At 68.6% G+C, this 21,357-nt stretch carries 18 protein-coding genes; 2 read left to right on the top strand and 16 right to left on the bottom strand.

The features are described 5' to 3' along the window. Positions 1-87 precede the first annotated feature (87 nt). The 14 genes from MWN34_RS02890 to MWN34_RS02825 form a co-directional block, all read right to left on the bottom strand. Positions 88-1,221, bottom strand: coding sequence for an ABC transporter substrate-binding protein (locus MWN34_RS02890; protein ID WP_247026290.1), 1,134 nt, complete (start codon positions 1,219-1,221; stop codon positions 88-90). A 139-nt stretch (positions 1,222-1,360) separates the two neighbouring features. Continuing rightward, positions 1,361-1,846 (bottom strand): RidA family protein, encoded by a 486-nt coding sequence (locus MWN34_RS02885; protein WP_247026289.1) that lies wholly within the window; start codon positions 1,844-1,846, stop codon positions 1,361-1,363. 264 nt (positions 1,847-2,110) lie between these two features. After that, positions 2,111-3,001 (bottom strand): LysR family transcriptional regulator, encoded by an 891-nt coding sequence (locus MWN34_RS02880; RefSeq protein WP_247026288.1) that lies wholly within the window; start codon positions 2,999-3,001, stop codon positions 2,111-2,113. Positions 3,002-3,111: 110 nt separating this feature from the next. Beyond that, on the bottom strand, positions 3,112-4,752 hold the full coding sequence (locus MWN34_RS19685) for a sensor domain-containing diguanylate cyclase (RefSeq protein WP_247026287.1): 1,641 nt from the start codon (positions 4,750-4,752) through the stop codon (positions 3,112-3,114). 368 nt (positions 4,753-5,120) lie between these two features. Continuing rightward, on the bottom strand, positions 5,121-6,200 hold the full coding sequence (locus tag MWN34_RS02870) for a sensor histidine kinase (RefSeq protein ID WP_247026286.1): 1,080 nt from the start codon (positions 6,198-6,200) through the stop codon (positions 5,121-5,123). Positions 6,201-6,349: 149 nt separating this feature from the next. After that, entirely contained in the window at positions 6,350-7,321 is a 972-nt protein-coding gene (locus MWN34_RS02865; RefSeq protein WP_247026285.1) for a carbohydrate kinase family protein, read from the bottom strand. A gap of 119 nt (positions 7,322-7,440) precedes the next feature. Further along, positions 7,441-8,877, bottom strand: a complete 1,437-nt coding sequence (locus MWN34_RS02860; protein ID WP_247026284.1) for a mannitol dehydrogenase family protein — start codon at positions 8,875-8,877, stop codon at positions 7,441-7,443. A gap of 225 nt (positions 8,878-9,102) precedes the next feature. Further along, on the bottom strand, positions 9,103-10,098 hold the full coding sequence (locus MWN34_RS02855) for an ABC transporter ATP-binding protein (protein ID WP_247026283.1): 996 nt from the start codon (positions 10,096-10,098) through the stop codon (positions 9,103-9,105). A gap of 12 nt (positions 10,099-10,110) precedes the next feature. Beyond that, positions 10,111-10,941 (bottom strand): carbohydrate ABC transporter permease, encoded by an 831-nt coding sequence (locus MWN34_RS02850; RefSeq protein WP_247026282.1) that lies wholly within the window; start codon positions 10,939-10,941, stop codon positions 10,111-10,113. A gap of 1 nt (position 10,942) precedes the next feature. Next, entirely contained in the window at positions 10,943-11,815 is an 873-nt protein-coding gene (locus tag MWN34_RS02845; RefSeq protein WP_247026281.1) for a carbohydrate ABC transporter permease, read from the bottom strand. A gap of 251 nt (positions 11,816-12,066) precedes the next feature. Continuing rightward, the gene (locus MWN34_RS02840; protein WP_247026890.1) at positions 12,067-13,380 is read right to left on the bottom strand and encodes an ABC transporter substrate-binding protein; all 1,314 of its coding nucleotides are present in this window, start codon (positions 13,378-13,380) and stop codon (positions 12,067-12,069) included. 221 nt (positions 13,381-13,601) lie between these two features. Continuing rightward, positions 13,602-14,561, bottom strand: coding sequence for a sugar-binding transcriptional regulator (locus MWN34_RS02835; protein WP_247026280.1), 960 nt, complete (start codon positions 14,559-14,561; stop codon positions 13,602-13,604). Then, complete coding sequence (locus MWN34_RS02830) at positions 14,558-15,277, bottom strand: HAD family hydrolase (protein WP_247026279.1); 720 nt, start codon at positions 15,275-15,277, stop codon at positions 14,558-14,560. The genes MWN34_RS02835 and MWN34_RS02830 overlap by 4 nt, the downstream gene beginning before the upstream one ends. An 87-nt stretch (positions 15,278-15,364) precedes the next feature. After that, entirely contained in the window at positions 15,365-16,207 is an 843-nt protein-coding gene (locus MWN34_RS02825) for a polyphosphate kinase 2 family protein (protein WP_247026278.1), read from the bottom strand. Between the two features lie 230 nt (positions 16,208-16,437). On the opposite strand from MWN34_RS02825, the gene MWN34_RS02820 reads away from it, so the two are divergent. Beyond that, the gene (locus tag MWN34_RS02820; RefSeq protein ID WP_247026277.1) at positions 16,438-18,804 is read left to right on the top strand and encodes an Orn/Lys/Arg family decarboxylase; all 2,367 of its coding nucleotides are present in this window, start codon (positions 16,438-16,440) and stop codon (positions 18,802-18,804) included. Positions 18,805-18,877: 73 nt separating this feature from the next. Next, positions 18,878-19,459, top strand: coding sequence for a GNAT family N-acetyltransferase (locus tag MWN34_RS02815; protein WP_247026276.1), 582 nt, complete (start codon positions 18,878-18,880; stop codon positions 19,457-19,459). Positions 19,460-19,573: 114 nt separating this feature from the next. On the opposite strand, the gene MWN34_RS02810 is transcribed toward MWN34_RS02815, so the two are convergent. Next, positions 19,574-20,209 (bottom strand): cytochrome b, encoded by a 636-nt coding sequence (locus tag MWN34_RS02810; protein ID WP_247026275.1) that lies wholly within the window; start codon positions 20,207-20,209, stop codon positions 19,574-19,576. Next, complete coding sequence (locus tag MWN34_RS02805; RefSeq protein ID WP_247026274.1) at positions 20,206-21,267, bottom strand: catalase family peroxidase; 1,062 nt, start codon at positions 21,265-21,267, stop codon at positions 20,206-20,208. The genes MWN34_RS02810 and MWN34_RS02805 overlap by 4 nt, the downstream gene beginning before the upstream one ends. Between the last annotated feature and the right edge of the window lie 90 nt (positions 21,268-21,357).

The following is a 21,357-nucleotide window of genomic DNA, read 5'->3' as shown; positions in this document are numbered from 1 at the left end:
CACCTGTCCCGCGACTGGGCTGGGCAGGAAAGGGCCGGTTCGATCGCCGCACCGGGTCCCCGGCCGGCCAGCCGTCGCTGGCGCCCGTCAGGGCTGCTTGGGCGCCAGGGTGAATTTGCCGTCCTTCACGGTGAGGAAATACAAGGCACCGTTGCGGTCGCCGGAGGGCAGGAAGGTGGTGGGGCCGGTCACGCCGGGCACGTCCTTGAGCTTGCCGAAGGCGGCGTTGAGGCTCTCGCGATCGACCTTCCCGCCCTTGCCGGCCAGCTCGACCGCGGCGCCGAGCGTCATGCCGGCGTCGTAGCCGAGCGCGGCCCAGGCGCTGGGCGCTTCGTTATAGGCCGCCTGATAGGCCTTGAGGAACGCCTCCGTTGCCGGGGTCGCGACCGAGGGGTCGAACATGCCGTAGACGATCATGCCCTCGACCGCGCTGCGGCCGAGCTTCATCAGCTCGACATTGAGCGCGCCGTCGGTGGACAGGAGCTGCGCCTTGATGCCGAGGCCGCGGGCCTGCTCGGCGATCTTGGCCGCCTCGGTGTAGAATCCGCCGATGAAGATGGCGTCCGGCTGGGCCGCGCGCACCTTGGTCAGCAGGGTGCGGAAATCCTTGGTGCCGAGCATGTAGGATTCCGAGCCGGCGATCTTGGCGCCGTCCTTCCCGGCCGCCGCGGAGAAGGCCTTGGCGACGCCGATGCCGTAATCATCCTGCTGGTTCAGCACATAGATGTTCTTGAGGCCCAGCGTCTTCGCCGCATAGGTGCCCATCATCTCGCCCTGCACCGCGTCGGTCAGCACGTTGCGGCGGAAATAGGGGCTGGCATTGCTCAGCGCCGGGCTGGTCACCGCCGAGGCGAGAACGGGGAGCTTGCACTGGTCGAACACCGGCACCGCGGCAAGGGCGATGGAGGAGAAGGAATAGCCCATCACCACGTCGATCTTGCTGTCGGAGCAGAAGCGCTGCGCGATCAGCACGCCCTCGCGGGCTTCGCCACGGTCGTCCACCGCGTCGATCGCATAGGCCGGGCCGCCCTTCGCGTTCAGCTCCTTCAGCGCGAGGTCGAGGCCCTTGCGCATGTTGAGGCCGAAGGCGGCGAAATCGCCGGACAGCGCGGCGGTGAAGCCGATCGTGATGTCCTCGGCGCGGGCCGGGCTCGCCCCGGTCAGCGGCGCGAGCGCGAGGCCGAGCCCGAAGGCGGCCGCCGCGATGGCTTTGATCGTCATCGTGAACTCCCTCTGAAGGTCGCTCGCCGGGCTGCGCGCCGGCGGCGGCCGGAAACCGGATCGTGGAAGGCAAGCCGGCGCCTCTGATCGGGCGCCTTGATGCAGGCACGTGACGCCGGCGCGGGAGCGCCGGGCGCGGTCAGTGAATCTCGACGGTCATCCAGGTCTCGAAGCAGTAATCGTCGGCCAGCGACATGACGCCGATGGAGGCGCGCCCGCCGACCCCGATCTCCTCGCCGAAGACCTGCTCGAACAGGTCGGTCAGGCCGCTCGCCACCTTGTGCGGCTCGGTGAAGTCCGGCGCGCAGGCAATGAAGTTCAGCGAACGGACCAGCCCCTTCACCCGGTCGAGGTCGCCCACCGCATCGACGATGGCGGCAAGGCAGTTCAGCCCGGTGAGGCGCGCGGCCTCGTAGCCCTCTTCGATGGACACGTCGCGGCCGAGCCGGCCGGGATACAGCACCCGCCCGTCGCGGATGCCGGCGGTCTGGCCGGAGAGGAAGAGCAGCTTGTCGCTGAGATAATGCGGCTTCATCTTGCCGTAGAGCTTGCCGTAGTAATCCGGCCCGCCGCCCCGGCCCGGCAGGGTGATCCCAAGCTGCTCGAACCGCCTCGTCGCCGACATGTCCAACTCCCTCACAACGCAGGTCCACCTCCGATCAGGGGCGATCCCGGCGCCGATCACGCGCCGGAACGCGGGCGCGGTCAAACCGGAAATAGAGGGAAATCCATAAAGCAAAGTTATAGACTGACCACCCCGCACGGTCGTCACCACCCTTTCCCACCGCACCGGAAAAAACAGTGCGCGTGAAGCGGGTAGGCGGCACTCTCGATTGCTTCAAATTTGTGCGGCGTGCCTGCACCGGTTCCATGGCACCAGAAACGCTGTTCAGCGCGCGCCCTGCCCGGCCATGGCGCGGCGGAAGCGCTCCATGAACTCCACCGCGATCCGCGCCGGTGCGCGGGTGGAGGGGCGGAACATGCCGAAGCGGTAGGGTACCGCGGGCTCGAAGGGCCGCGCCACCAGCCCGTAGCGCGTGAAGATGCGAGCGGTCGCCGGGTCCACCAGCGTCACCGCGCCGAGTTCCTGCACCAGCATGCAGGCAGTGCCGAAGAACTCGACCTCGGCGACCACGTTCCAGTGCACCCCCGCCTCGAAGAACGCCTCCGCCGCCGCGATATGGGTGATGTGCTCGGGGAAGAGCGTGACGAAGGGCGAGGAATCGAGCAGCGCCGGCGTCACCCGGTCCGCAGCGGCGAGCGGATGGTCCGGGCGCATCACGCACATGCAGGCCACCTCGAACAGTTCGAGCGAGGCGACATGGATGTCGATGGGCAGCTCGGCGAAGCCCACATCGAAGGCGCCGACCGCGCCGAGATCGCGCACCGCATAGGAGGAGCGCGTGATGAAGCGGCAGGTCGCGCCGGGATTTTCGGTCAGCACCTGCGAGACGATGGGCGGCAGCAGATAGGTGGCGAGGCCCGGCGGGCTGGCGATCTGCAGCGTCGCCGAGGACAGGCCCCGGAGGTTGCGCGACACGGCGAGGGTGCGCTCCATCGCGTCGAGCGTCCGGGTGATGACGGCGAAGAAGGTGGCGGCCTCCTGGGTCGGCTCCAGCCGGCCATGGGCGCGGTGGAACAGCTTCAGCCCGATCTCGTCCTCCAGCCGGGCGATGAGATTGCTGATCGCCGGCTGCGACTTCTTCAGCACCGCCGCCGCCGCACTCATCGAGCCGTTCTCGTAGACCGCGCGGAAGGCTTCGAGATGCCGTGTGTCCATTCGGAAGGCCCGGAGAGGAAATGACGCCGCAGGATAGGTAGCCGGAGGCCGCATGGCCAGCCCGTATGGCAGCCCATATGGCGCGGCCTCCGGCAATCGGAACGGGTCGCTCAGGAGGCGGCGTCCGGTTCTCCGGCGTCCGGTTCTCCGGCGGCCGGCTCTCCGGCGGGCGTGTCGGAGGCCGGCGGCGGGGAGAGCACGCCGCGGCCCACGATCACGACCTCCCCCGCGGACAGCACGTCGGACGGGTTGCGCACGGCGCCCGCCACACGATCCCGCCCGGCCGCCTTCGCGGCATAGACGGCGGCGTCCGCCGCAGCCAGCAGCGCCGCGGCCGATGCGCTCTCGCCGCCCATGTCGGTGGCGACGCCGACGCTGACGCTGCAGGGCGGCGCGCCCTCGCCCTGCGCGGCGGTGATCTCGCGGATGTGCTCGCGGATCGCCCAGGCCAGCGCCTCGCCTTCCACGCGGTTGCAGCGCGGCGCGATCACCGCGAATTCGTCGCCGCCGATCCGCGCCGCGAGGATGTGGCGCTCGCGCGCATCGGGCCGCCCCGCCCGCTGCGCCCCCTGCTGGGCCTCGTGTCCCGCGCGCAGGATGAGACCGGCCATGGTCCGCAGCATGGCGTCGCCGGCGGCGTGGCCGTAATGGTCATTGAGCTGCTTGAAATGGTCGGCGTCCACCATCATCACCGTCAGCGGCGCGCGATCGGCACGGGCGCGCAGCCACTCCATTTCCAGCGCCTCGTCGAAGCGGCGGCGGTTTGCGAGACCAGTGAGCGGGTCGGTGGTGGCGAGGCGCTTCAGCTCGCGCTCGGCAAGGCCCTGCCGGCGCAGCGAGATCCGAAGCAGCAGAGCGAGGCCGACCAGCATCACCCCGATGAGGCCGGCCATCGAGCCGATGACGAGGCTGCGCCAGCGCCAGGCCGCGAGGATCTCGCTCGTCGAGGTGCCGACGGTGACCACGAGGTCGGTGCGGGCGACCGGCGTGAAACTGTAGAGCCGCTCCACGCCGTCCACCACGCTGACGCCCACCACGCTGCCGGTGCGCTCCGCCATCATCCGCTCGAAGACCGGCGAGCCCAGCAGGCTCATCTTCTCTTCGTCGCGCACCGGCGGCTGGCGCACCAGCACCCGCGCCGAGGTGTTGAGCAATGTCATCACGTCGCCGGTCTGCATGTGGATGACACGCATGAACTCGCGCACGAAATCGAGGCTGATGACGATGGCCGCGACCCCGCCGAAGCTGCCGTCTGGCCGGTTCAGCCGCTGGCTGAGGGCGATGCTCCAGTCGCCGTGGCGCACGCGGCTCAGGAAGGGCTGGCTGAGATAGATGCCCAGCGCGGCGTCCTCGACATGGACGCGGAAATAGTCGCGGTCGGACAGATCGGTACTCTTCGGCCCCGGCATGGAGTCGCCGATCACCCGGCCCTGCGCGTCGAGCACCAGGATCGAGCCGTCGAACTGCATGCTGCCGGCGACATTGGTGAGCAGCCGGTTCAGCCGCGGACCGGACCCGGTGCCGAGCAGACCGTCATCGAGCTGCAGGACGACGAAATCCAGCCCGGCCTGATAAAGCTGGAGATGGCGTTCGACATGGGTGGCGAAGGCCCGGGCGAGGTTGGTTTCGGAAATCTCGGCACGGGCCCAGGCGTCGTTGCGGGCCTCCCAGAGCACCAGCACGACCGTCAGGACCAGGCCGACCGCCGCCGCGATGCTGCCGGCGATGAGCAGCCACCCGAAAAGGCGCACGCTCCGGTCGGAGCCCGCGATACGCGACCGGCCCCTCAGCGGAGCCCCCACGCCTGGGTGCGACCGCGCATGGGACCGCGCGTGCGGTCAACGGCACCATCCCCGCCGGGGCGCTCCTTCGCCGCGCCCCCTGCACGACAGACATCCCCGCGCGGCACGCTGGCCTGCCGGCGGCTGGACTGCACCCCGATCATGATAGCCTTTCCCGCAAAAGGTCACCGTGTCATCGAAGTGTCTTAGGCGCATTCCCCGCATGCGCAACCCGCGGCGGCGGCGGGATCGGCCGCGACGGCACCGGGATGCCTCCCAACCCTTCGATGGGGGACGATAGTTGCTGCAGGGCCACCCGCAGCTCACCCGCGATATGCTCAGCCGACGCGCTCGCGCAGATCCTCGGCCGGGATACGGATCTCGCAGCGGACCCCGTCCGGCTCGAAGCTGAGTTCGGCACCGCCTTCGCCCGAATAGCGCAGGCTGCGGCTGATGACGGTCTGGCCGAAGCCCCTGCGCCCCGGCGCGGTGACCGGCGGCCCGCCCTGCTCCCGCCATTCCAGCACCAGCGCGTTGCGCGCCTCGCTCGGCATGGCGACGCGCGTGAGGCTTACCGTGCCATCGGCCACCGACAGCGCGCCGAACTTCACCGCATTGGTGGTGAGCTCGTGCACGACAAGCCCGAAGGCGATGGCCGCACGCGGCGCCACCGCGATGTCGAGCCCTTCCGTGCGCACCCGGGCGGCCGCGGTTCCAGACGAGGGCGCGATTTCGGTGCGCACCAGATCCTCGAGCGTCAGGTTGCTCCAGGAATTGTCGGCCAGCAGGTTGTGTGCCGCAGCCAGCGCCTGGATTCGGCCGGCAAAGGCGCGCTGGAAGCCTTCCAGCGTCTCCTCGTGATGGGCGGTGCGGCTGCCGATGGAGAGCACCAGCGCCAGCGTGTTCTTCACCCGGTGGTCGAGTTCGCGCATGAGCAGCAGGCGCTGCCGCTCGGCCTCCCGGCGCGGGGTGAGGTCCACCAGCGTGACGATGGCGCCGCCGGCTCTGCCAGCCTCGCCGGCCTCGCCGGGTATAAGCTCCAGCGGCACCGCGTTGACGAGCAGGTCCCTGTTCTGCGAAGCCTCGGCCCCCTCGGCATTGGGCAACTGTGCCGCGAGGCCCTGCAGCGGCGTGCCGCGCAACGCCATCGCGACGATCTCGTCGGGCGCCATCAGGCCGTTGGCGCCGGGAAACACCAGCGGCACCGCCTCGGCGAACGGGCGGCCGACGGGATCCTGCGCGGCGAGCTGTCGGGCCGCGGCATTGGCGTGGGTGACGATGCCTTCGCGCGCGCACACCAGCACCGCCTCGCCGGCCGAAGCGACGACGGCGGCGGCGATCCGCTCATAAAGCGCGGCCGGTGAAAGCGTGAGGACCGAAGCGGGAAGGTCGGTCGCCGCGTCCGCCGGGGGGCTCATCGGGCTTCGACCTCGGCGCGGGGCTGCCCCATGCTGCTTCCGGTCATGTCCCGCACATCTCGCCCGTCCTCCCGGATGCTGACCATCTGACGCTCGCACTCACCTGCCCTTCAGGCAAAGAAAGGGCGCGCGGCGGCAAAGTCAAAGGCTTATGAGGTCGCAGCGTCCATCTCGTGCCGCCACGGCGGGTTTGCGCCGGCCCGCGTCACCGAGATCGCGGCGGCCCGGGTGGCGAAGGACAGCGCTTCGCCGATGGCGGCGGAGGTCAGGGCGGCCAGCGCGGCGGGGTTCAGCGCGTCCTGCGCGGCGAGCGCGGCGAGGAAGCCGGCATTGAAGGTGTCCCCCGCTCCCACCGTGTCCGCCACCGTTACCGCCGGAGCGTTGGCCGAAACGTCGATGCCGGCGGCGAAGGCCCGCGCGCCCCTGGCGCCCAGGGTGATCAGCACGAGTTGCGGGCCCATCTCGCGGATGGCGCGCACCTGCGTCTCGAGATCGCCCGGCCCGGTGAGCCAGAACAGGTCCTCGTCGGACAGCTTCACCACATGGGCGAGGCCGAGGAGGTGCCGGATCCGGGCGCGATAGGTCGCCTCGTCGCGGATGAAGCCGGGCCGGATGTTGGGGTCCAGCATGATCAGCCGGCCCCGCCCGTCGCTCGCCACCCGCTCCGCCAGCGCCTCCATGGTGGCACCGACCGGCTCGTTCACCAGGCTGATGCCGCCGAAGAACAGCGCGCCCACCTCGGCCGGCACCTCGGGAATGTCGTCCTCGGCCAGCATCCGGCCGGCGGTGTTCTCGTCGAGGAAGAGATAGCGCGCCTGCCCGCCCACCAGCGTGACGAAGGCGAGCGTGCTCGGCCGCTCGGAGGGGCGGCAGAGCCGGGCGTCGACCCCTGCCTCGGTGAGCGCGGCGCGCAGCCGGTCGCCGAACAGGTCGGTCGACAGTCCGTACCAGAACAGCGTCGGCGCTCCCAGCCGGGCGGCCGCTATGGCGGTGTTGAACACCGCCCCGCCGGGCAGCGGCAGGAAGGCCTGCCCTTCCGGCGTCTCGCGCGGCACCATGTCGATCAGGGCCTCGCCCGCGCAGAGGATGGCCGGAGACGCGGTCGGAAGGCTGTCGGGCATGGCAGATCCTCGGGTAGCGGGCGGCCCGCGCAGATGTCCATGGCGCCGGCCGGCTGGCAAGGGGGCAAAGGGGAAACAAGAGGCGGACCGGGCCGCCGGATGGGGCCCGGACCGGCGGGTCAGCTCGCGAGATACTCCGTGATCACCGCGCGCGCCCCCCTGGCATAGAGCGCGTTCAGCGCTTCGGTGAAGGCGGAAACGACGTCGGGATTCTGCCCGAGATCGCCATAGACCTCGCTCATCGCCAGCCACGCCGCCGGATCGTCCTTCGCCGCCTTCGCCCGGGCGGTGAGCGCGTCCCAGTTCGGATCGTTCGGTGCGATCACGGCGCCGGAATCGGTGACCCCCGCGCAGTAGCGGGCCCAGAGCGCGGATTCGAGGATCAGCCCCTTCGGCACCACGCCGCGGGCGAGGTTGTCGCGGATCGACAGCACGATGAATTTCGGCTGCCGGTTCGAGCCGTCGAGGCAGAGCCGGCGCACCGTGTCGGCGACCTCCGGGTTGGAGAAGCGCTCGCGGATGATGGCGTAATAGGCGTTAAGGTCGGTGTCCGGTACCGGAGGCACGATCGGGATGATCTCCTCGCGCTCCACCTTGTCGAGGAAGGCGGAGACCAGCGGCTCGGCCATGTCCTCATGCACGAGGTCGATGTCCATCAGCCCGCCCGGATAGGCGATGATGGCGTGGCCGCCATTGAGGATGCGGATCTTCATCGTCTCATAGGCGTGGACATGCTCGGTGAAGATGACGCCCACCTTCTCCAGCGCCGGCCGCCCGGCGGGGAAATGATCCTCCAGCACCCACTGGCGGAACGGCTCGCAGGTCACCGGCACCGGATCGTCCAGGCCGAACGCCCTGGCCATGGCCCGCTCGCGCTCCCCGGTCGCGGGGGTGATGCGGTCGACCATGCCGTTCGGAAAGGCGACATTGGCCTCCACCCAGCTCGCGAGCTCTGGGTCGAACAGCTTCGCCAGCCCGACCACGACCTGCCGCGTGACATGGCCGTTGCCGGGAAGGTTGTCGCAGGACATGACGGTGAAGGCCGGGATGCCGGCGGCGCGGCGGGCCTTCAGCGCGGCGAGGATGGCGCCGAAGGCGGTGCCGGGCGCTTCGGGGTTGGCGGCATCGGCCCGGATCTCGGTGGCGGTGGCATCGAAGCGACCGGCCGAATCCATGAAATAGCCGCCCTCGGTCACCGTGAGGGAGACGATGCGGATCTCGGGGCGCGACAGGGCGGCGATCAGCGGGCCGTTGCCCGCCTCGACCGGCACGAAGTCGATCATCGACCCGACCCGGCGGGCGCGGCGGCCGGACGGGTCCAGCTCGATGACGGTGGAGAGATAGTCCTGCGCCTTGAGCGCCTCGCGCATCGCCGCATCCGGGGCGCGCACGCCGGCGCCGATGATCGCCCAGTCATGGCTCTCGCCGAGGGCGAACAGGTCGTCGAGATAGACCGCCTGATGGGCGCGGTGGAAATTGCCGAGCCCGATATGGACGATGCCGGGCGTCAGGGCGGCGCGGTCATAGGCGGGGAGCGTTGCGGCAGGCTCTGTCATCTTCATGCCATCCGGTTGACGCCGCCCGCACTCCTGCGGCGGGCGACGAAGTCTGTGCATCAGGGGCGCTGGGCCGGGCTCGGCCCGCGTCGCGCCGCGGAGTCTGCGCCACGCCCGCGAGGGACGCCGCGCCTCGCGGCGGAGGATCGGTGCGACGGGTGGTGCCCGTCTCTTGGGACCGTCGTGTCGGGCGGCGATCTCAGGCGGCGATCTCAGGCGGCGATCTCAGGCGGCTTGGCCGGCGCTGTCGAAGCGATGGAACTTGTCGGGCTGCGGGGTGAGGCGGATGGGATCGCCATGGTGCAGTGGCACCTCGCCGCCGGCACGGACGTTGATGGTGCCGACCCCTGCCACCTCCACCTTGAGAAAGGTGTCGGAGCCGAGATGCTCGCAGATGCCGACCGTGCCGCTCCACGGCCCGTCCGCGGTCACGTCGATATGCTCGGGGCGGATGCCCAGCGTGTGGGCGCCGTTCTTCGCCGCCTCCGCGCCCTCGACGAAGTTCATCTTCGGCGAGCCGATAAAGCCGGCGACGAAGAGGTTAGCCGGCGAACGGTAAAGATCCAGCGGCGAGCCCACCTGCTCGATGCGACCGGCATTCAGCACCACGATCTTGTCGGCCATGGTCATGGCTTCGACCTGATCGTGGGTCACATAGATCATGGTGGTCTTGAGCGACTGGTGCAGCTCGGAGATTTCCTGCCGCATCGAGACGCGCAGCGCCGCGTCGAGATTGGAGAGCGGCTCGTCGAACAGGAAGGCCGCCGGCTCGCGCACGATGGCCCGGCCGATGGCGACACGCTGGCGCTGGCCGCCGGAGAGCTGGCCCGGCCGACGCTCGAGATAGGGGGTGAGGTTCAGGATCTTCGCCGCCGCCTCGACCTTGCGCTGCTGCTCCGCCGCGGGAAGGCCCGCCATGCGCAGCGGGAAGGCGATGTTCTTGCGCACGCTCATATGCGGGTAGAGCGCATAGGACTGGAACACCATGGCGAGCCCGCGCTTGGCCGGCGGCAGGTCGGTGGCGTCGCGCCCGTCGATCGCGATGGTGCCGGAGGTCACGTCCTCCAGCCCGGCGATGAGCCGCAGCAGGGTGGACTTGCCGCAGCCGGAGGGGCCGACGAAGACCACGAACTCGCCATCGGCGATCGTCAGGTCGATGCCCTTGATGATCTCGACGCCGCCGAAGGATTTCATGACCTTGGAAAGGACGATCTCGCCCATTGGGTTCTTTCCTTACTTCACAGCGCCGAAGGTGAGGCCGCGCACGAGCTGCTTCTGGCTGAACCAGCCGAGGATCAGAATCGGGGCGATCGCCATGGTGCTCGCCGCCGAGAGCTTGGCGTAGAACAGCCCTTCCGGGCTGGAATAACTGGCGATGAAGGCCGTGAGCGGGGCCGCGTTGGCCGCCGTCAGGTTCAGGGTCCAGAAGCTCTCGTTCCAGGCGAGGATGATGTTGAGCAGCAGCGTCGAGGCGATGCCCGGCACCGCCATCGGGGTGAGCACGTAGAGGATCTCGGAGGAGAGCGTCGCGCCGTCCATCCGGGCGGCCTCGAGGATCTCGCCGGGGATCTCCTTGAAGTAGGTGTAGAGCATCCACACGATGATCGGCAGGTTCACCAGCGTCAGCACGATGATGAGGCCGGTGCGGGTATCGAGCAGGCCGCTGTCGCGCGCCAGCATGTAGATCGGCACCAGCACGCCGACCGCCGGCATCATCTTGGTGGAAAGCATCCACATCAGGAGGTCCTTGGTCCGCTTGCCGGGCACGAAGGCCATCGACCAGGCGGCTGGGATCGCGATGATGAGGCCGAGCAGCGTCGAGCCCAGCGCGATCGCCGAGGAATTGGCGAAGTGGACGAAATAGTCCGAACGCTCATTGACCGTCCGGTAGTTCTCGAAGGTCCAGTCGAAGAACAGGAAGGAGGGGTGCGGGTTCACCGCCTCCACCTCGGTCTTGAAGGAGGTCAGCACCGTCCAGAGGATCGGGAAGAAGATGACGAGCCCGATCCCCCAGGCGACGAGGGTGGTGACGGCCTTGCGGCCCTTGGTGGCCTCGCGCGCCATGTCACGTCTCCAGGTTCTTGCCGATCATCCGCATCAGGAAGATCGCGACGATGTTGGCGAGGATGACCGCGACGATGCCGCCCGCCGAGCCGAGCCCCACGTCGAATTGCAGCATGGACTGCACATAGACGAGGAAGGTGAGCGTGGTGGACGCGGTGCCGGGGCCGCCATTGGTGGTCACCAGGATCTCGGCGAAGACCGAGAGCAGGAAGATCGTCTGGATCAGCACCACCACGGTGATGGCGCGCATCAGATGCGGGATGGTGAGGTGCCAGAAGCGCCAGAACACCCCCGCTCCGTCCATCTCCGCCGCTTCCATCTGCTCCTGGTCGAGGCTCTGCATCGCGGTGAGCAGGATCAGCGTGGCGAAGGGCAGCCACTGCCAGGCCACGATGAGGATGATCGAGGCGAGCGGGGCGTCGGCGAAGAAGTCATAGGGCGGAAGGCCGAGGCCGCGGGCCATGGCCGCGAACAGGCCGTTCACCGGGTTCATCAGCATGTTCTTCCACACCAGCGCCGAGACGCTGGGCATGACGAGGAACGGTGCGATGACGAGGATGCGCACGATCCCCTGCCCCCACATCGGCTGGTCCAGCAGCACCGCCAGCGCGACCCCGCCCACCACGGTGATGACCAGCACGCCGATCACCAGCGTCAGCGTGTTGACCAGCGCCGGCCAGAAGGCGGGATCGGTGAAGAAGTAGTGGTAATTGTCGAACCCCGCCCATTCCTCGGTGCCCGGCATCAGCAGGTTGTAGCGCAGGAACGAGAAGTAGATGGTCATTGCCAAGGGCACGATCATCCACAGGAAGAGAAGCACGACCGCCGGGGACAGCATGAGCCGGCCTGCGGTGCGGGAGGCTTGCGTCGCCATGGGCAGTACCTTGGCTGGAGCCGGTCGCGAGAAACGCGCCGCGGACTGTACGACGGGCGGAAAAGCAGGTCACGCTGCGGGAGCGAAGAGGAGAGGGCCGTAAAATACGGCAGGCGCGAAGATATTCCGTCCGTATCCGCCAAGGCTCGCGGAGGTTACGGGTCCGGCCAGCCCTCTGCGCCGGGGTGGAAGGGCCGGCGGGAACAGGTCGGGCGTCCGGGCCGGCGGGTGCCGACCCGGACGAACGCGGATTACTTCGGATAGCCCGCGCGGGTCATCTCGCGGGTGGTCAGGGCCTGCGCGGCGGCAAGCGCCTGGTCGGCGGTCGCCTTGCCGGCGAGCGCGGCCGAGAACTGCTGGCCAACCGCGGTGCCGATCGCCTGGAATTCAGGGATCGCCACGAACTGCCCGCCCGTATAGGGCACCTCCTTCTCGGAGGGGTGCGCGGTGTTGGCGGACTGGATCGCGGTCAGCGTCATCTTGGCGAAGGGCGCGACCTTCAGATATTCCGGGTTCTGATAGAGCGAGACGCGGGTGCCGGGAGGCACATTGGCGATGCCGTCCTTCTCCGCGACCAGCTTCAGATAGTCCGGCGAGGTCGCCCAGGCGACGAAGGTCTTGGCCGCATCCGCCTTCTTGGACGAGGCGGGGATGGCGAGGTTCCACGACCACAGCCAGTTGCCATGGTTGCTGCCGCCGGCGCGGGTCGGGGTGGGTGCGAAGCCGACCTTGTCGGCGACCTTCGATTCCTTGGGGTCGGAGATGAAGGAGGCGGCGACGGTGGCGTCGATCCACATGCCGCACTTGCCGGTCTGGAACAGCGCGAGATTCTCGTTGAAGCCGTTCGAGGAGGCGCCGGGCGGGCCGTATTTGTTCATCAGCTCGAGATAGGTGGAGAGGGTCTTCTTCCACTCCGGCCCGTCGAACTGGGCCTTCCAGCCCTTGTCGAACCAGGCGCCGCCCATGGTGTTGTTCATGGCCGAGAGGAAGGCCATGTTCTCGCCCCAGCCGGCCTTGCCGCGCAGGCAGATCCCGTACACGCCGGCGGCCTTGTCGGTGATCTTGGAGGCGGCCTGCAGGATGAAGTCCCAATCGGGATTCTCGGGCATCTTGAGCCCGGCCTTCTCGAACAGGTCGGTGCGGTACATCAGCATCGAGCTCTCGGCGTAGAAGGGCGCCGCATAGAGCTTGCCGTCCACGGTGAGCGCGGTCGCCACCTGCGGCATCAGGTCGGCCTGGTTGTAGTCGGCGCCCAGATTGTCGAGCGGGAGGAGCCAGTTCTGCTTGGCCCAGATCGGCACCTCGTAATTGCCGATGGTCAGCACGTCGTACTGGCCGCCCTTGGAGGCGATGTCGGTGGTCACGCGCTGGCGCAGCACGTTCTCTTCCAGCGTCACCCAGTTGACCTTGATGTCGGGATGCTTGGCGTTGAAGTCGGGCATGAGGCGCTGCATGCGGATCATGTCGCCATTGTTCACCGTCGCCACGGTGATGGTCGTCTCGGCCGATGCGGCGCCGGTCAGCGCAAGCACGAGCGACGCGCCCACGAGGGTGCGGATCGTCACGGTCATCGATGTCCTCCCATATGGCGACTTGAGCAATTCATCGCCTTGCGGGCAAATATTCACGCTCCCCTTGAGCCCGTCAATCCCCCTGATGTGCTGCGATTGCGAGAGGACATGAGTGCAATCGCACAATTCGTCGCATGCCGGCTCGACCGACAACGCCGTTTCCCTTGCGAAGTTGCACGCGGCAATAACGGAATGGGACGAAAAAAGCCGACCGGTCAGGAGGCGAGGATGGCGCGCGCGGTCGGCTCGTCGGTGACGAGGCCGTTGATGATCCGCGCCCGCAGCGCCGCGCCCATCGCCACCACCTTCGACGTGCCCGCGGCGATGCCGATCACCGGCTTGTCCGGGCTGGTCGGCGGAGCGTGCATGCCGCCGAGCCGGCGATTGATGGTGAGTTCGAGATAGCGTCCTTCGCCATCGAAGATGCGCCCCGCGACCTCGCCCACCGCGCCGGCTTCCTGAACCTCGTGCAGCTCGGCGGGCTTCAGGAAGCCGTCCTTCAGCAGCGGGGCGTCGTCGCTCATCTGGCCGACGCCGACGAAGGTGACGTCCGCCGTGCGGGCGAGTTCGCGCACCTTGCGCACCGGGCCGAGCGACTGGAACGTCGCGTTCTCCTCCGCCGTGTCGGAGATGACCGGCACCGGCATCGGGTAATGCGGGGCATGCACCTTCTCGGCGAGCCGCATGATGACGTCGAAATAGGAGGCCGAGCCATCGGGCGCGATGTTGCCGATCAGCGAGACCAGCCGGTGCTGCGGCGCCTCGACCGCGCTCAGGGCCTCAACCATTCCCCGCATGGCCCGCCCGGTGCCGAGCGCGATGACGAGGGGCTTCGGCTCGCGCAGCACGCGCTCCATCTCCGCCGCCGCCGCAGGAGCGATGGCGCGCACGGGATCGCGGTCGGCACCGAGGCCCGGCACCACCCGGCAGCGCACCAGCCCGAAGCGCTCGCGCAGCGCGGCCTCCAGCTCCTGCGAGCTGGCGAGATGGTGGTTGAGCCGCACATGGATGAGACCGAGGGCCACGGCGCGGCTGACGAGGCGCTGCGCCCGCTGGCGCGACACACCCATCTCGGTCGCGATCTGGTCCTGCGTCAGGCCGCCGACATAATAGAGCCACGCCGCGCGGGCGGCCTGGTCGTCCGTGGATGCCTCGATCTCGGGGCCGGCGCTCATGCCGGATCCGCCACGGGGTGGGTCACGCTCGTTTCCTCCTGGAACAGGCCGGGCAACTGCGCCCGGAACGCTTTGAAGCTTGCGACACTGCGATGCGGAGCCGCAGGTTCCGCCATTGTGGCCGGCATGTATGCCATATGGGAACCGCCGGTGAAGTGCCAGACCCGCATGCCCGCGCGCCGTCCCGCCTCGACGCCCGCCGCGCTGTCCTCGACCACGAGGCACGCGGCCGGGTCCACGCCCATCCGTGCCGCGGCATGCAGGAAGAGGTCGGGCGCCGGCTTGCCGCGCGCGACCTCGCTGGAGGTGAAGGAGCGCCCGGCGAAAAGCGGGGCCAGCCCGGAAATGGCCAGCGAACGCGCGAGCCGCGCCGGGCTCGACGAGGTGGCGAGGCAAAAGGGCACGGCCAGCGCCGCCACCGTTTCCGCCGCACCTTCCATCACCTCGAGCTCGGCCTCGAAAGCGGCGAGCAGGCGGGTGCGGTAGGCCTCCTCGAATCCCGGCGGCAGGGTGACGGCGAAGCGTGCGGCCACGTCGGACAGGATTACGGGGAAGGCCCGGCCGATGAAATGGCGCGCCACGAAGGGCAGGTCCACCACGACCCCATGGCCGGCCAGCTCCGCGATCAGCGCGCGCGCGCTGATGACCTCGCTGTCGATCAGCACGCCGTCGCAGTCGAAGATGACAAGAGCGGGGTGGAAGGGCTCGCCGGACATGCCAGCGGTCTAACCCCGGCTCGCCGCCCCGTCCAGTGCGACGCGTCGCGAGCCCGGCGTGCGCCGCGCCGCCATCCCCGCGTGCCGTCAGCCCGGCGTGCCGTTCTTCACCGCGCTGTGGTAGGCGGCGCGAATGCGGGCGATATCGACGCTCGGCTTGGGCGGCTCCAGCTTCATGCCGACCAGTGCCTGCTCGATGATCTCCGACACGGCGAGGTTGCGGAACCACTTGTGGTTCGAGGGGATGACGTACCACGGGGCGATGTCGGTGGAGCATTTCTCCAGCATCGCCTCATAGGCGTCCATATAGTCGCCCCACCGCTCGCGCTCGGTATAGTCCGACTCGCTGATCTTCCACTGCCGGGTCGGATCGTCCAGCCGGTCGCGGAACCGCTCCAGCTGCTCTTCCGGCGAAATATAGAGGAAGAACTTAAGGATGGTGACGCCGGCGGCGGCGAGAGTCTCCTCGAAGGCGTTGATCTGCTCATAGCGGGCGGACCACACCTTCTTCGGCACCAGATTGTGCACGCGGGCGACCAGCACGTCCTCGTAATGCGAACGGTTGAACACCGCGACCTGCCCGAGACCGGGGGTGAAGGCATGCACCCGCCACAGGAAATCGTGAGAGCGCTCCTCCTCGGTGGGAACCTTGAAGCTCTTCACATAGGTGCCCTGCGGGTTCATCGCCCCCATCACCCGCCAGCAGATGCCGTCCTTGCCGGCGGCGTCGATGCCCTGCAGCACGATGAGCAAAGCATGGCGGCGGTCGGCATAGAGCAGCTGCTGCAGGTCGGCGAGCCGCTTGCCGTTGCGCGCCAGTTCCTCCTTCGCCTCGTCGTCGGAGGTGAATGCGCCATGCCAGCCCGGATCGATCTTCTTGAGCTTCACCTTCGATCCCGGCTTGATCATCAGCTTCTGGCGCAAATCCATCGGGCACCTCCTGCCGCAGCCGCGAGGATCGCGGCACCTGCGGACCTGACGGGCAGGCTGCAACAGGCGGCTGCCCCTTGCAACGCCGCCCATGAACGTGCCCCGATCTGTGCATGTTCCCTCCGCCCTCGCGGAAAGGATCGGCATGCGCCGCGTTGTCGGGGCGATGTCGTCGTCCTGTCATGAAGGCGAAGGACATCTCGCAGCCACTTCAGAGCCGGGGGACCCAGATGGATTATTTTCGCCGCTTCACCTTCCTGTTCGCCACCCCGGCCTTCGATTCCGCCGATCTGGAGGGCGCGCGCTACGGGCAGATCGTGTCCGAGATCGAGCGTTCGGGCTTCGAGGTGGTGCATGCCCGCAATCTCGAGGATGCCGAGATCGCGGTGCAGACCGACGCCGCCATCGGCTGCATGATGGTGGACTGGGGCAAGAAGGGACTTGAGGGCAAGACCTCCGCCCTCATCAACCTGATGCGCCGGCGCGGGCTCGACTTCCCCATCATCCTGCTGATCCGCCGCAAGCGGCTGGAGGACGTGCCGGTCGAGGTGCTCGATTTCATAGACGGCTATGTGTTCCTCGCCGAGGAGACGCCCACCTTCATCGCCCGCAACCTCATCAGCCGGCTGAAGCAATATGCCGAGACGCTGAAGACGCCGTTCTTCGGCGCGCTGGTGGACTACGCGGAGGAAGGCAACCAGCTCTGGACCTGCCCCGGTCACAATGGCGGGGTGTTCTATTCGCGCAGCCCGATCGGCCGGGTGTTCATGGAGCATCTGGGCGAGGCGGTGTTCCGCGACGACCTCGACAATTCCGTGCTCGACCTCGGCGACCTGCTGACCCACGAAGGCCCGGCGCTGGCCGCGCAGAAGGAGGCGGCCAAGATCTTCGGCGCGGAGAAGACCTATTTCGTGCTGAACGGCACCTCCACCTCCAACAAGGTGGCGCTGGGCGCGCTCGTCACCGACGGCGACCTCGTGCTGTTCGACCGCAACAACCACAAGGCGGCCCATCACGGCGCGCTGCTGATCTCCGGCGGCATCCCGGTCTATGTGCCCACGCAGCGCAACGCCCACGGCCTGATAGGGCCGATGGACTTCGCCGCGCTGGACGAGACCGCGCTGCGCGAGGCCATCCGTACCCATCCGCTGGTGACCGATCCCGAGGCCTGGAAGAAGCCCCGCCCCTTCCGCGTCGCGGTGGTTGAGCAGTGCACCTATGACGGCACCATCCACAATGCCGAGATGATCCTGGAGCGGATCGGGCACCTCGCCGACTACATCCTGTTCGATGAGGCCTGGGCCGGCTTCATGAAGTTCCACCCGCTCTATGCCCGGCGCTTCGCCATGGGATTGAAGGCGCTCGGGCCGGATTCGCCGGGCATCATCGCCACCCAGTCCACCCACAAGCAGCTCGCAAGCTTCAGCCAGGCCTCGCAGATTCACATGAAGGATCGCCACATCAAGGGCCAGAAGCGCCGCGTGGAGCACCGGCGCTTCAACGAGAGCTTCATGCAGCACGCCTCGACCTCGCCCTTCTATCCGCTCTTCGCCTCGCTGGATGTCGGGGCGCAGATGATGAAGGGCCGCTCCGGCGAGGTGCTGTGGGACGACACCATCCGGCTCGGCATCGAATTGCGGAAGAAGATCCGCGCCGTGCGCCGCGAATTCGAGGAGAAGGAGCAGCGGCCCGAGCGGCGCTGGTTCTTCGAGCCCTTCGTGCCCGACCGGGTGGCGATCCCGGACGCCGCGCGCCCCGGCGGCGCCCATGAGGTGGCGTGGGAGAACGTCGCGACCGATCTTCTGGCCAGCGATCCCGCCTTCTGGGAGCTGACGCCCGGCGCGGCGTGGCACGGTTTCAAGGATATGGCGCCCGGCTTCGCCATGACCGACCCCAACAAGCTGACCCTGCTGACCCCCGGCTTCGACCGCGCCACCGGCGCCTATGCCGAGCACGGCGTCCCTGCGCCGGTGGTGGCTCAATATCTGCGCGAGAATCGCATCGTGGCGGAGAAGAACGACCTCAACTCGCTGCTCTTCCTGCTCACACCGGGCGTCGAGGCCTCCAAGGCGGGCACGCTCATCTCGGGCCTCGTCGCCTTCAAGAAGCTGCATGACGACAATGCGCTGCTGGAGGAGGTGATCCCGGAATTCGTCCGCCGCCGGCCGGCCCGCTATGCCGGAATACGCCTGCGCGACCTGTGCGGGCAGATGCATCGCTTCTTCCGCGACGCCGATGTCAGCGCCCTGCAGGCCCGCCAGTTCGGCGCCGCGCACCTGCCGGAGATCGCGATGTCGCCGCACGACGCCGCCCGCGCACTGGTGCGCAACGACGTGGACTACCTGCCGATCGGGGAGATCGCCGGGCGCATCGCGACCACGCCCTTCGTGGTCTACCCGCCGGGCATCGCGACCGTGGTGCCGGGCGAGCGGCTGACCGAACGGGCGAAGCCGATGATCGACTATCTGCGCATGTTCGAGGCCTGCTTCAACACCTTCCCCGGCTTCGATGTCGAGATCCAGGGCGTCTATCGCGAGACCGACGTGGCGGGACGGGTGCGGCTCTACACCTATGTGGTGGCTGAACCGGCGGTCTGAGGCCGCCGGTCTCGCCGCCTTTTGCCGGCCGGACGGGTATCGGCGCGGCATGAAGATGCTTTAGGATTCGCCCATGGAGCAGCCCCACGCCCGCACCGGCCACGACCCCGGCGCCATCGTCATCCGCCCGACCCGCGACAGCGACGTCGACGCCATGCTCGCCATCTATCGCCGCCACATCAATCGCGGCGTGGAAGCGGGGATGGAGGACGGCAGCCCGGAGCCGGACGATCTGCGCGACCGGCGCAAGAACCTGAAGAACCGTCGCTTTCCCCACCTCGCCGCGACGGTGGACGGGGTGGTGGTCGGCTATGCCTATGTCGTGCTGTTCCGCAAGCGGCCGGCCTATCGCTACACGGTCAAGCACTCGATCTACGTGCATCACGACCATGTCGGGCGCGGGGTGGGCAGCCGCCTGATCGGCGAGCTCATCGACGCCTGCGCCGCCACCGGCTTCCGGCAGATGATCGGCTATATCGACGCCGACAACGCCGCCTCGCTCGGCCTGCACGAGCGCTTCGGCTTCCAGCGCGTGGGCTATCTGCCGGGCGTCGCCTATCGCTATGGCCGCTGGGCCGACAGCGTGATGGTGCAGCGCTCGCTGGGCGCAGGAAGCGGCGCGCCGCCGCCGCCTTTGCCGCTCTCGACCCGCTAGAGCCATTCATCGTTTAACGGGCTCGATGAACGGCTCTAACATACTGACTGGTCGCATTTTCTTCACGCGAACCGGTATCCGCTTCGCTCGAAAATGCTCTGGAGCCGTTTCCGATCAGGCGGAATCATCCGACCGGCGGGACCGTGTGGCGGATTCAGACATAACGGGCGCTTCCCGCCTCCGCTCCGACGACACCGGCGCCATGCTTTCGAACACGCCGTCGCGCCGTAGCAGCCCATGGAACAGCCCGGCGGCGAGGTGCAGCAGGATCAGCGCGAAGAAGCAGAAGGCCAGCGCGGCATGGGCCTTCCACAGCGCCGCGTGCATCGCGCCGTTCGCCGGCAGGATGGGGGGTAGCTGGACGCCCCCCAACAGCAGCACCGGATTGCCGGCGCTCGATACCATCGCCCAGCCGATCAGCGGCATCATGATCATCAGCCCGTAGAGGGCGACATGCGAGAGCTTCGCCGCGATCTTCATCGGCCGCGGCAGGTCGACCGGAAGCGGCGGGGTGCCGCGAGCGGCGCGCACCGCCAGCCGCAGCACCGCCAGCACCAGTATGGCGATGCCGAGCGTCCTGTGGGTGGTCAGCAGCGGCACATAGGCCGGCGAGACGGTGGACACCATGCCGACGCCGATGAACAGCATGGCGATGACGGCCACCGCCATCAGCCAGTGCAGGCTGCGCTGGAGCCGGCTGAACCGCGCCGGGCGCGGGGCACGCGAACGATCGCGGAGAGTGTCGCTCATGGTCGGGGCGCTCCCGTCGCCCCGGCTTCGCGGGGATAGTCCTTCCATTCCGAGGTGCGCAGGTTGAAGGAGCGCGCATAGGCGGCCGAGCGCGCGGCAGGGAATGGGTCGTCGGACAGCGAGATGCCCGCGGGAAGGATGGTGGGATCGAAATTGATGTCGCGGCACGGTCCGTCCGGCTCGGGCTGGATCCGCTCGACGGTCAGGGTCCCGGCCTCCACCCTGCGCCGGTCCTCCGGCCACGGCCGGCTGGGATCGGCGGTCGGGTCGCCCGGCTCGGCGAGGGTCAGCACCAGCGTCCAGCGCTGCGGCCCCTGCGCGACCCGCTTGGTGATCTCCTCGGCGAGATGGTTCGGCCCGAGCCCGGCGAAATCCGCCGCGCTCATCGGTTCCGGCGGCGCCTCCGGCCGGAACGACCAGCGCACCGCCTGCTGCCGGCCGGCGGCATCGGTCAGCAGGAAGGAATTGAGACTGTTGAAGGCGGTTCCGGCATAGCTGGCGGGGTACGGCGCGCTTCCCGCCCAGCCGGCGAAGGCCGGGAATTCGGGATGGCCGGCGATGAAGCTCTTCATCGCGTCCGGATCCTTGCTGCCAGCCGCCTGAAGCAATCCGTAGAAGGCCTGCGGGGTCGCGACGGGGAAGACCGGCGCATCGATCATGGCCGAACGCCATTGCCGCCGGTCCGGCGTGGTGATCTGGAGCCCGAGGCCGCGCACCCGCACCGTTCCGTCCGCCGCCTGCGGATCGGGCGTGCCGAGATTGAAGCGGCCGATGACGGGATAGTCGCCCGCGGCAAAGACCCGGGCCTGCGACAGCGATGCAGCCGCCCCGCTGGCCCGGAAGGTGCCGGTGAAGCAGATGCCCTTGGCGTGGTTGCGCCTGTGCCCGGGAATCGCGCCGCCCGACGGCGCCAGCCCGGCGAGCAGCTTCTCCGGCGTCAGTCGACCGGGCGACAGGAACCCGCCGGTATAGGAGAACGCCGCGACAGAACCCGCGACGATGCCCGCGATGAGGATGAGCGATCCTATGGCGCCGCGCGGCACCGGCTGACGAGCCATGGAGCCTCCCCTCGTACCGTGCTCCCGGACGAACGGGCCGGGCGGCTACAGGATGATCCAGGAGAGCCGAACTGTCGTGGCCTCTTTCGA

Source organism: Ancylobacter crimeensis, from assembly GCF_023016805.1.
Classification (GTDB): Bacteria; Pseudomonadota; Alphaproteobacteria; order Rhizobiales; family Xanthobacteraceae; genus Ancylobacter; species Ancylobacter crimeensis.
This window is presented reverse-complemented; position numbering and strand designations above follow the sequence as displayed.

Coding starts and splice junctions, on each gene's coding strand:
- MWN34_RS02890 (WP_247026290.1), bottom strand. CDS start 1,221: ATGACGATCAAAGCCATCGCGGCGGCCGCCTTCGGGCTCGGCCTCGCG.
- MWN34_RS02885 (WP_247026289.1), bottom strand. CDS start 1,846: ATGTCGGCGACGAGGCGGTTCGAGCAGCTTGGGATCACCCTGCCGGGC.
- MWN34_RS02880 (WP_247026288.1), bottom strand. CDS start 3,001: ATGGACACACGGCATCTCGAAGCCTTCCGCGCGGTCTACGAGAACGGC.
- MWN34_RS02870 (WP_247026286.1), bottom strand. CDS start 6,200: ATGAGCCCCCCGGCGGACGCGGCGACCGACCTTCCCGCTTCGGTCCTC.
- MWN34_RS02865 (WP_247026285.1), bottom strand. CDS start 7,321: ATGCCCGACAGCCTTCCGACCGCGTCTCCGGCCATCCTCTGCGCGGGC.
- MWN34_RS02860 (WP_247026284.1), bottom strand. CDS start 8,877: ATGACAGAGCCTGCCGCAACGCTCCCCGCCTATGACCGCGCCGCCCTG.
- MWN34_RS02855 (WP_247026283.1), bottom strand. CDS start 10,098: ATGGGCGAGATCGTCCTTTCCAAGGTCATGAAATCCTTCGGCGGCGTC.
- MWN34_RS02850 (WP_247026282.1), bottom strand. CDS start 10,941: ATGGCGCGCGAGGCCACCAAGGGCCGCAAGGCCGTCACCACCCTCGTC.
- MWN34_RS02845 (WP_247026281.1), bottom strand. CDS start 11,815: ATGGCGACGCAAGCCTCCCGCACCGCAGGCCGGCTCATGCTGTCCCCG.
- MWN34_RS02835 (WP_247026280.1), bottom strand. CDS start 14,561: ATGAGCGCCGGCCCCGAGATCGAGGCATCCACGGACGACCAGGCCGCC.
- MWN34_RS02830 (WP_247026279.1), bottom strand. CDS start 15,277: ATGTCCGGCGAGCCCTTCCACCCCGCTCTTGTCATCTTCGACTGCGAC.
- MWN34_RS02825 (WP_247026278.1), bottom strand. CDS start 16,207: ATGGATTTGCGCCAGAAGCTGATGATCAAGCCGGGATCGAAGGTGAAG.
- MWN34_RS02820 (WP_247026277.1), top strand. CDS start 16,438: ATGGATTATTTTCGCCGCTTCACCTTCCTGTTCGCCACCCCGGCCTTC.
- MWN34_RS02815 (WP_247026276.1), top strand. CDS start 18,878: ATGGAGCAGCCCCACGCCCGCACCGGCCACGACCCCGGCGCCATCGTC.
- MWN34_RS02810 (WP_247026275.1), bottom strand. CDS start 20,209: ATGAGCGACACTCTCCGCGATCGTTCGCGTGCCCCGCGCCCGGCGCGG.
- MWN34_RS02805 (WP_247026274.1), bottom strand. CDS start 21,267: ATGGCTCGTCAGCCGGTGCCGCGCGGCGCCATAGGATCGCTCATCCTC.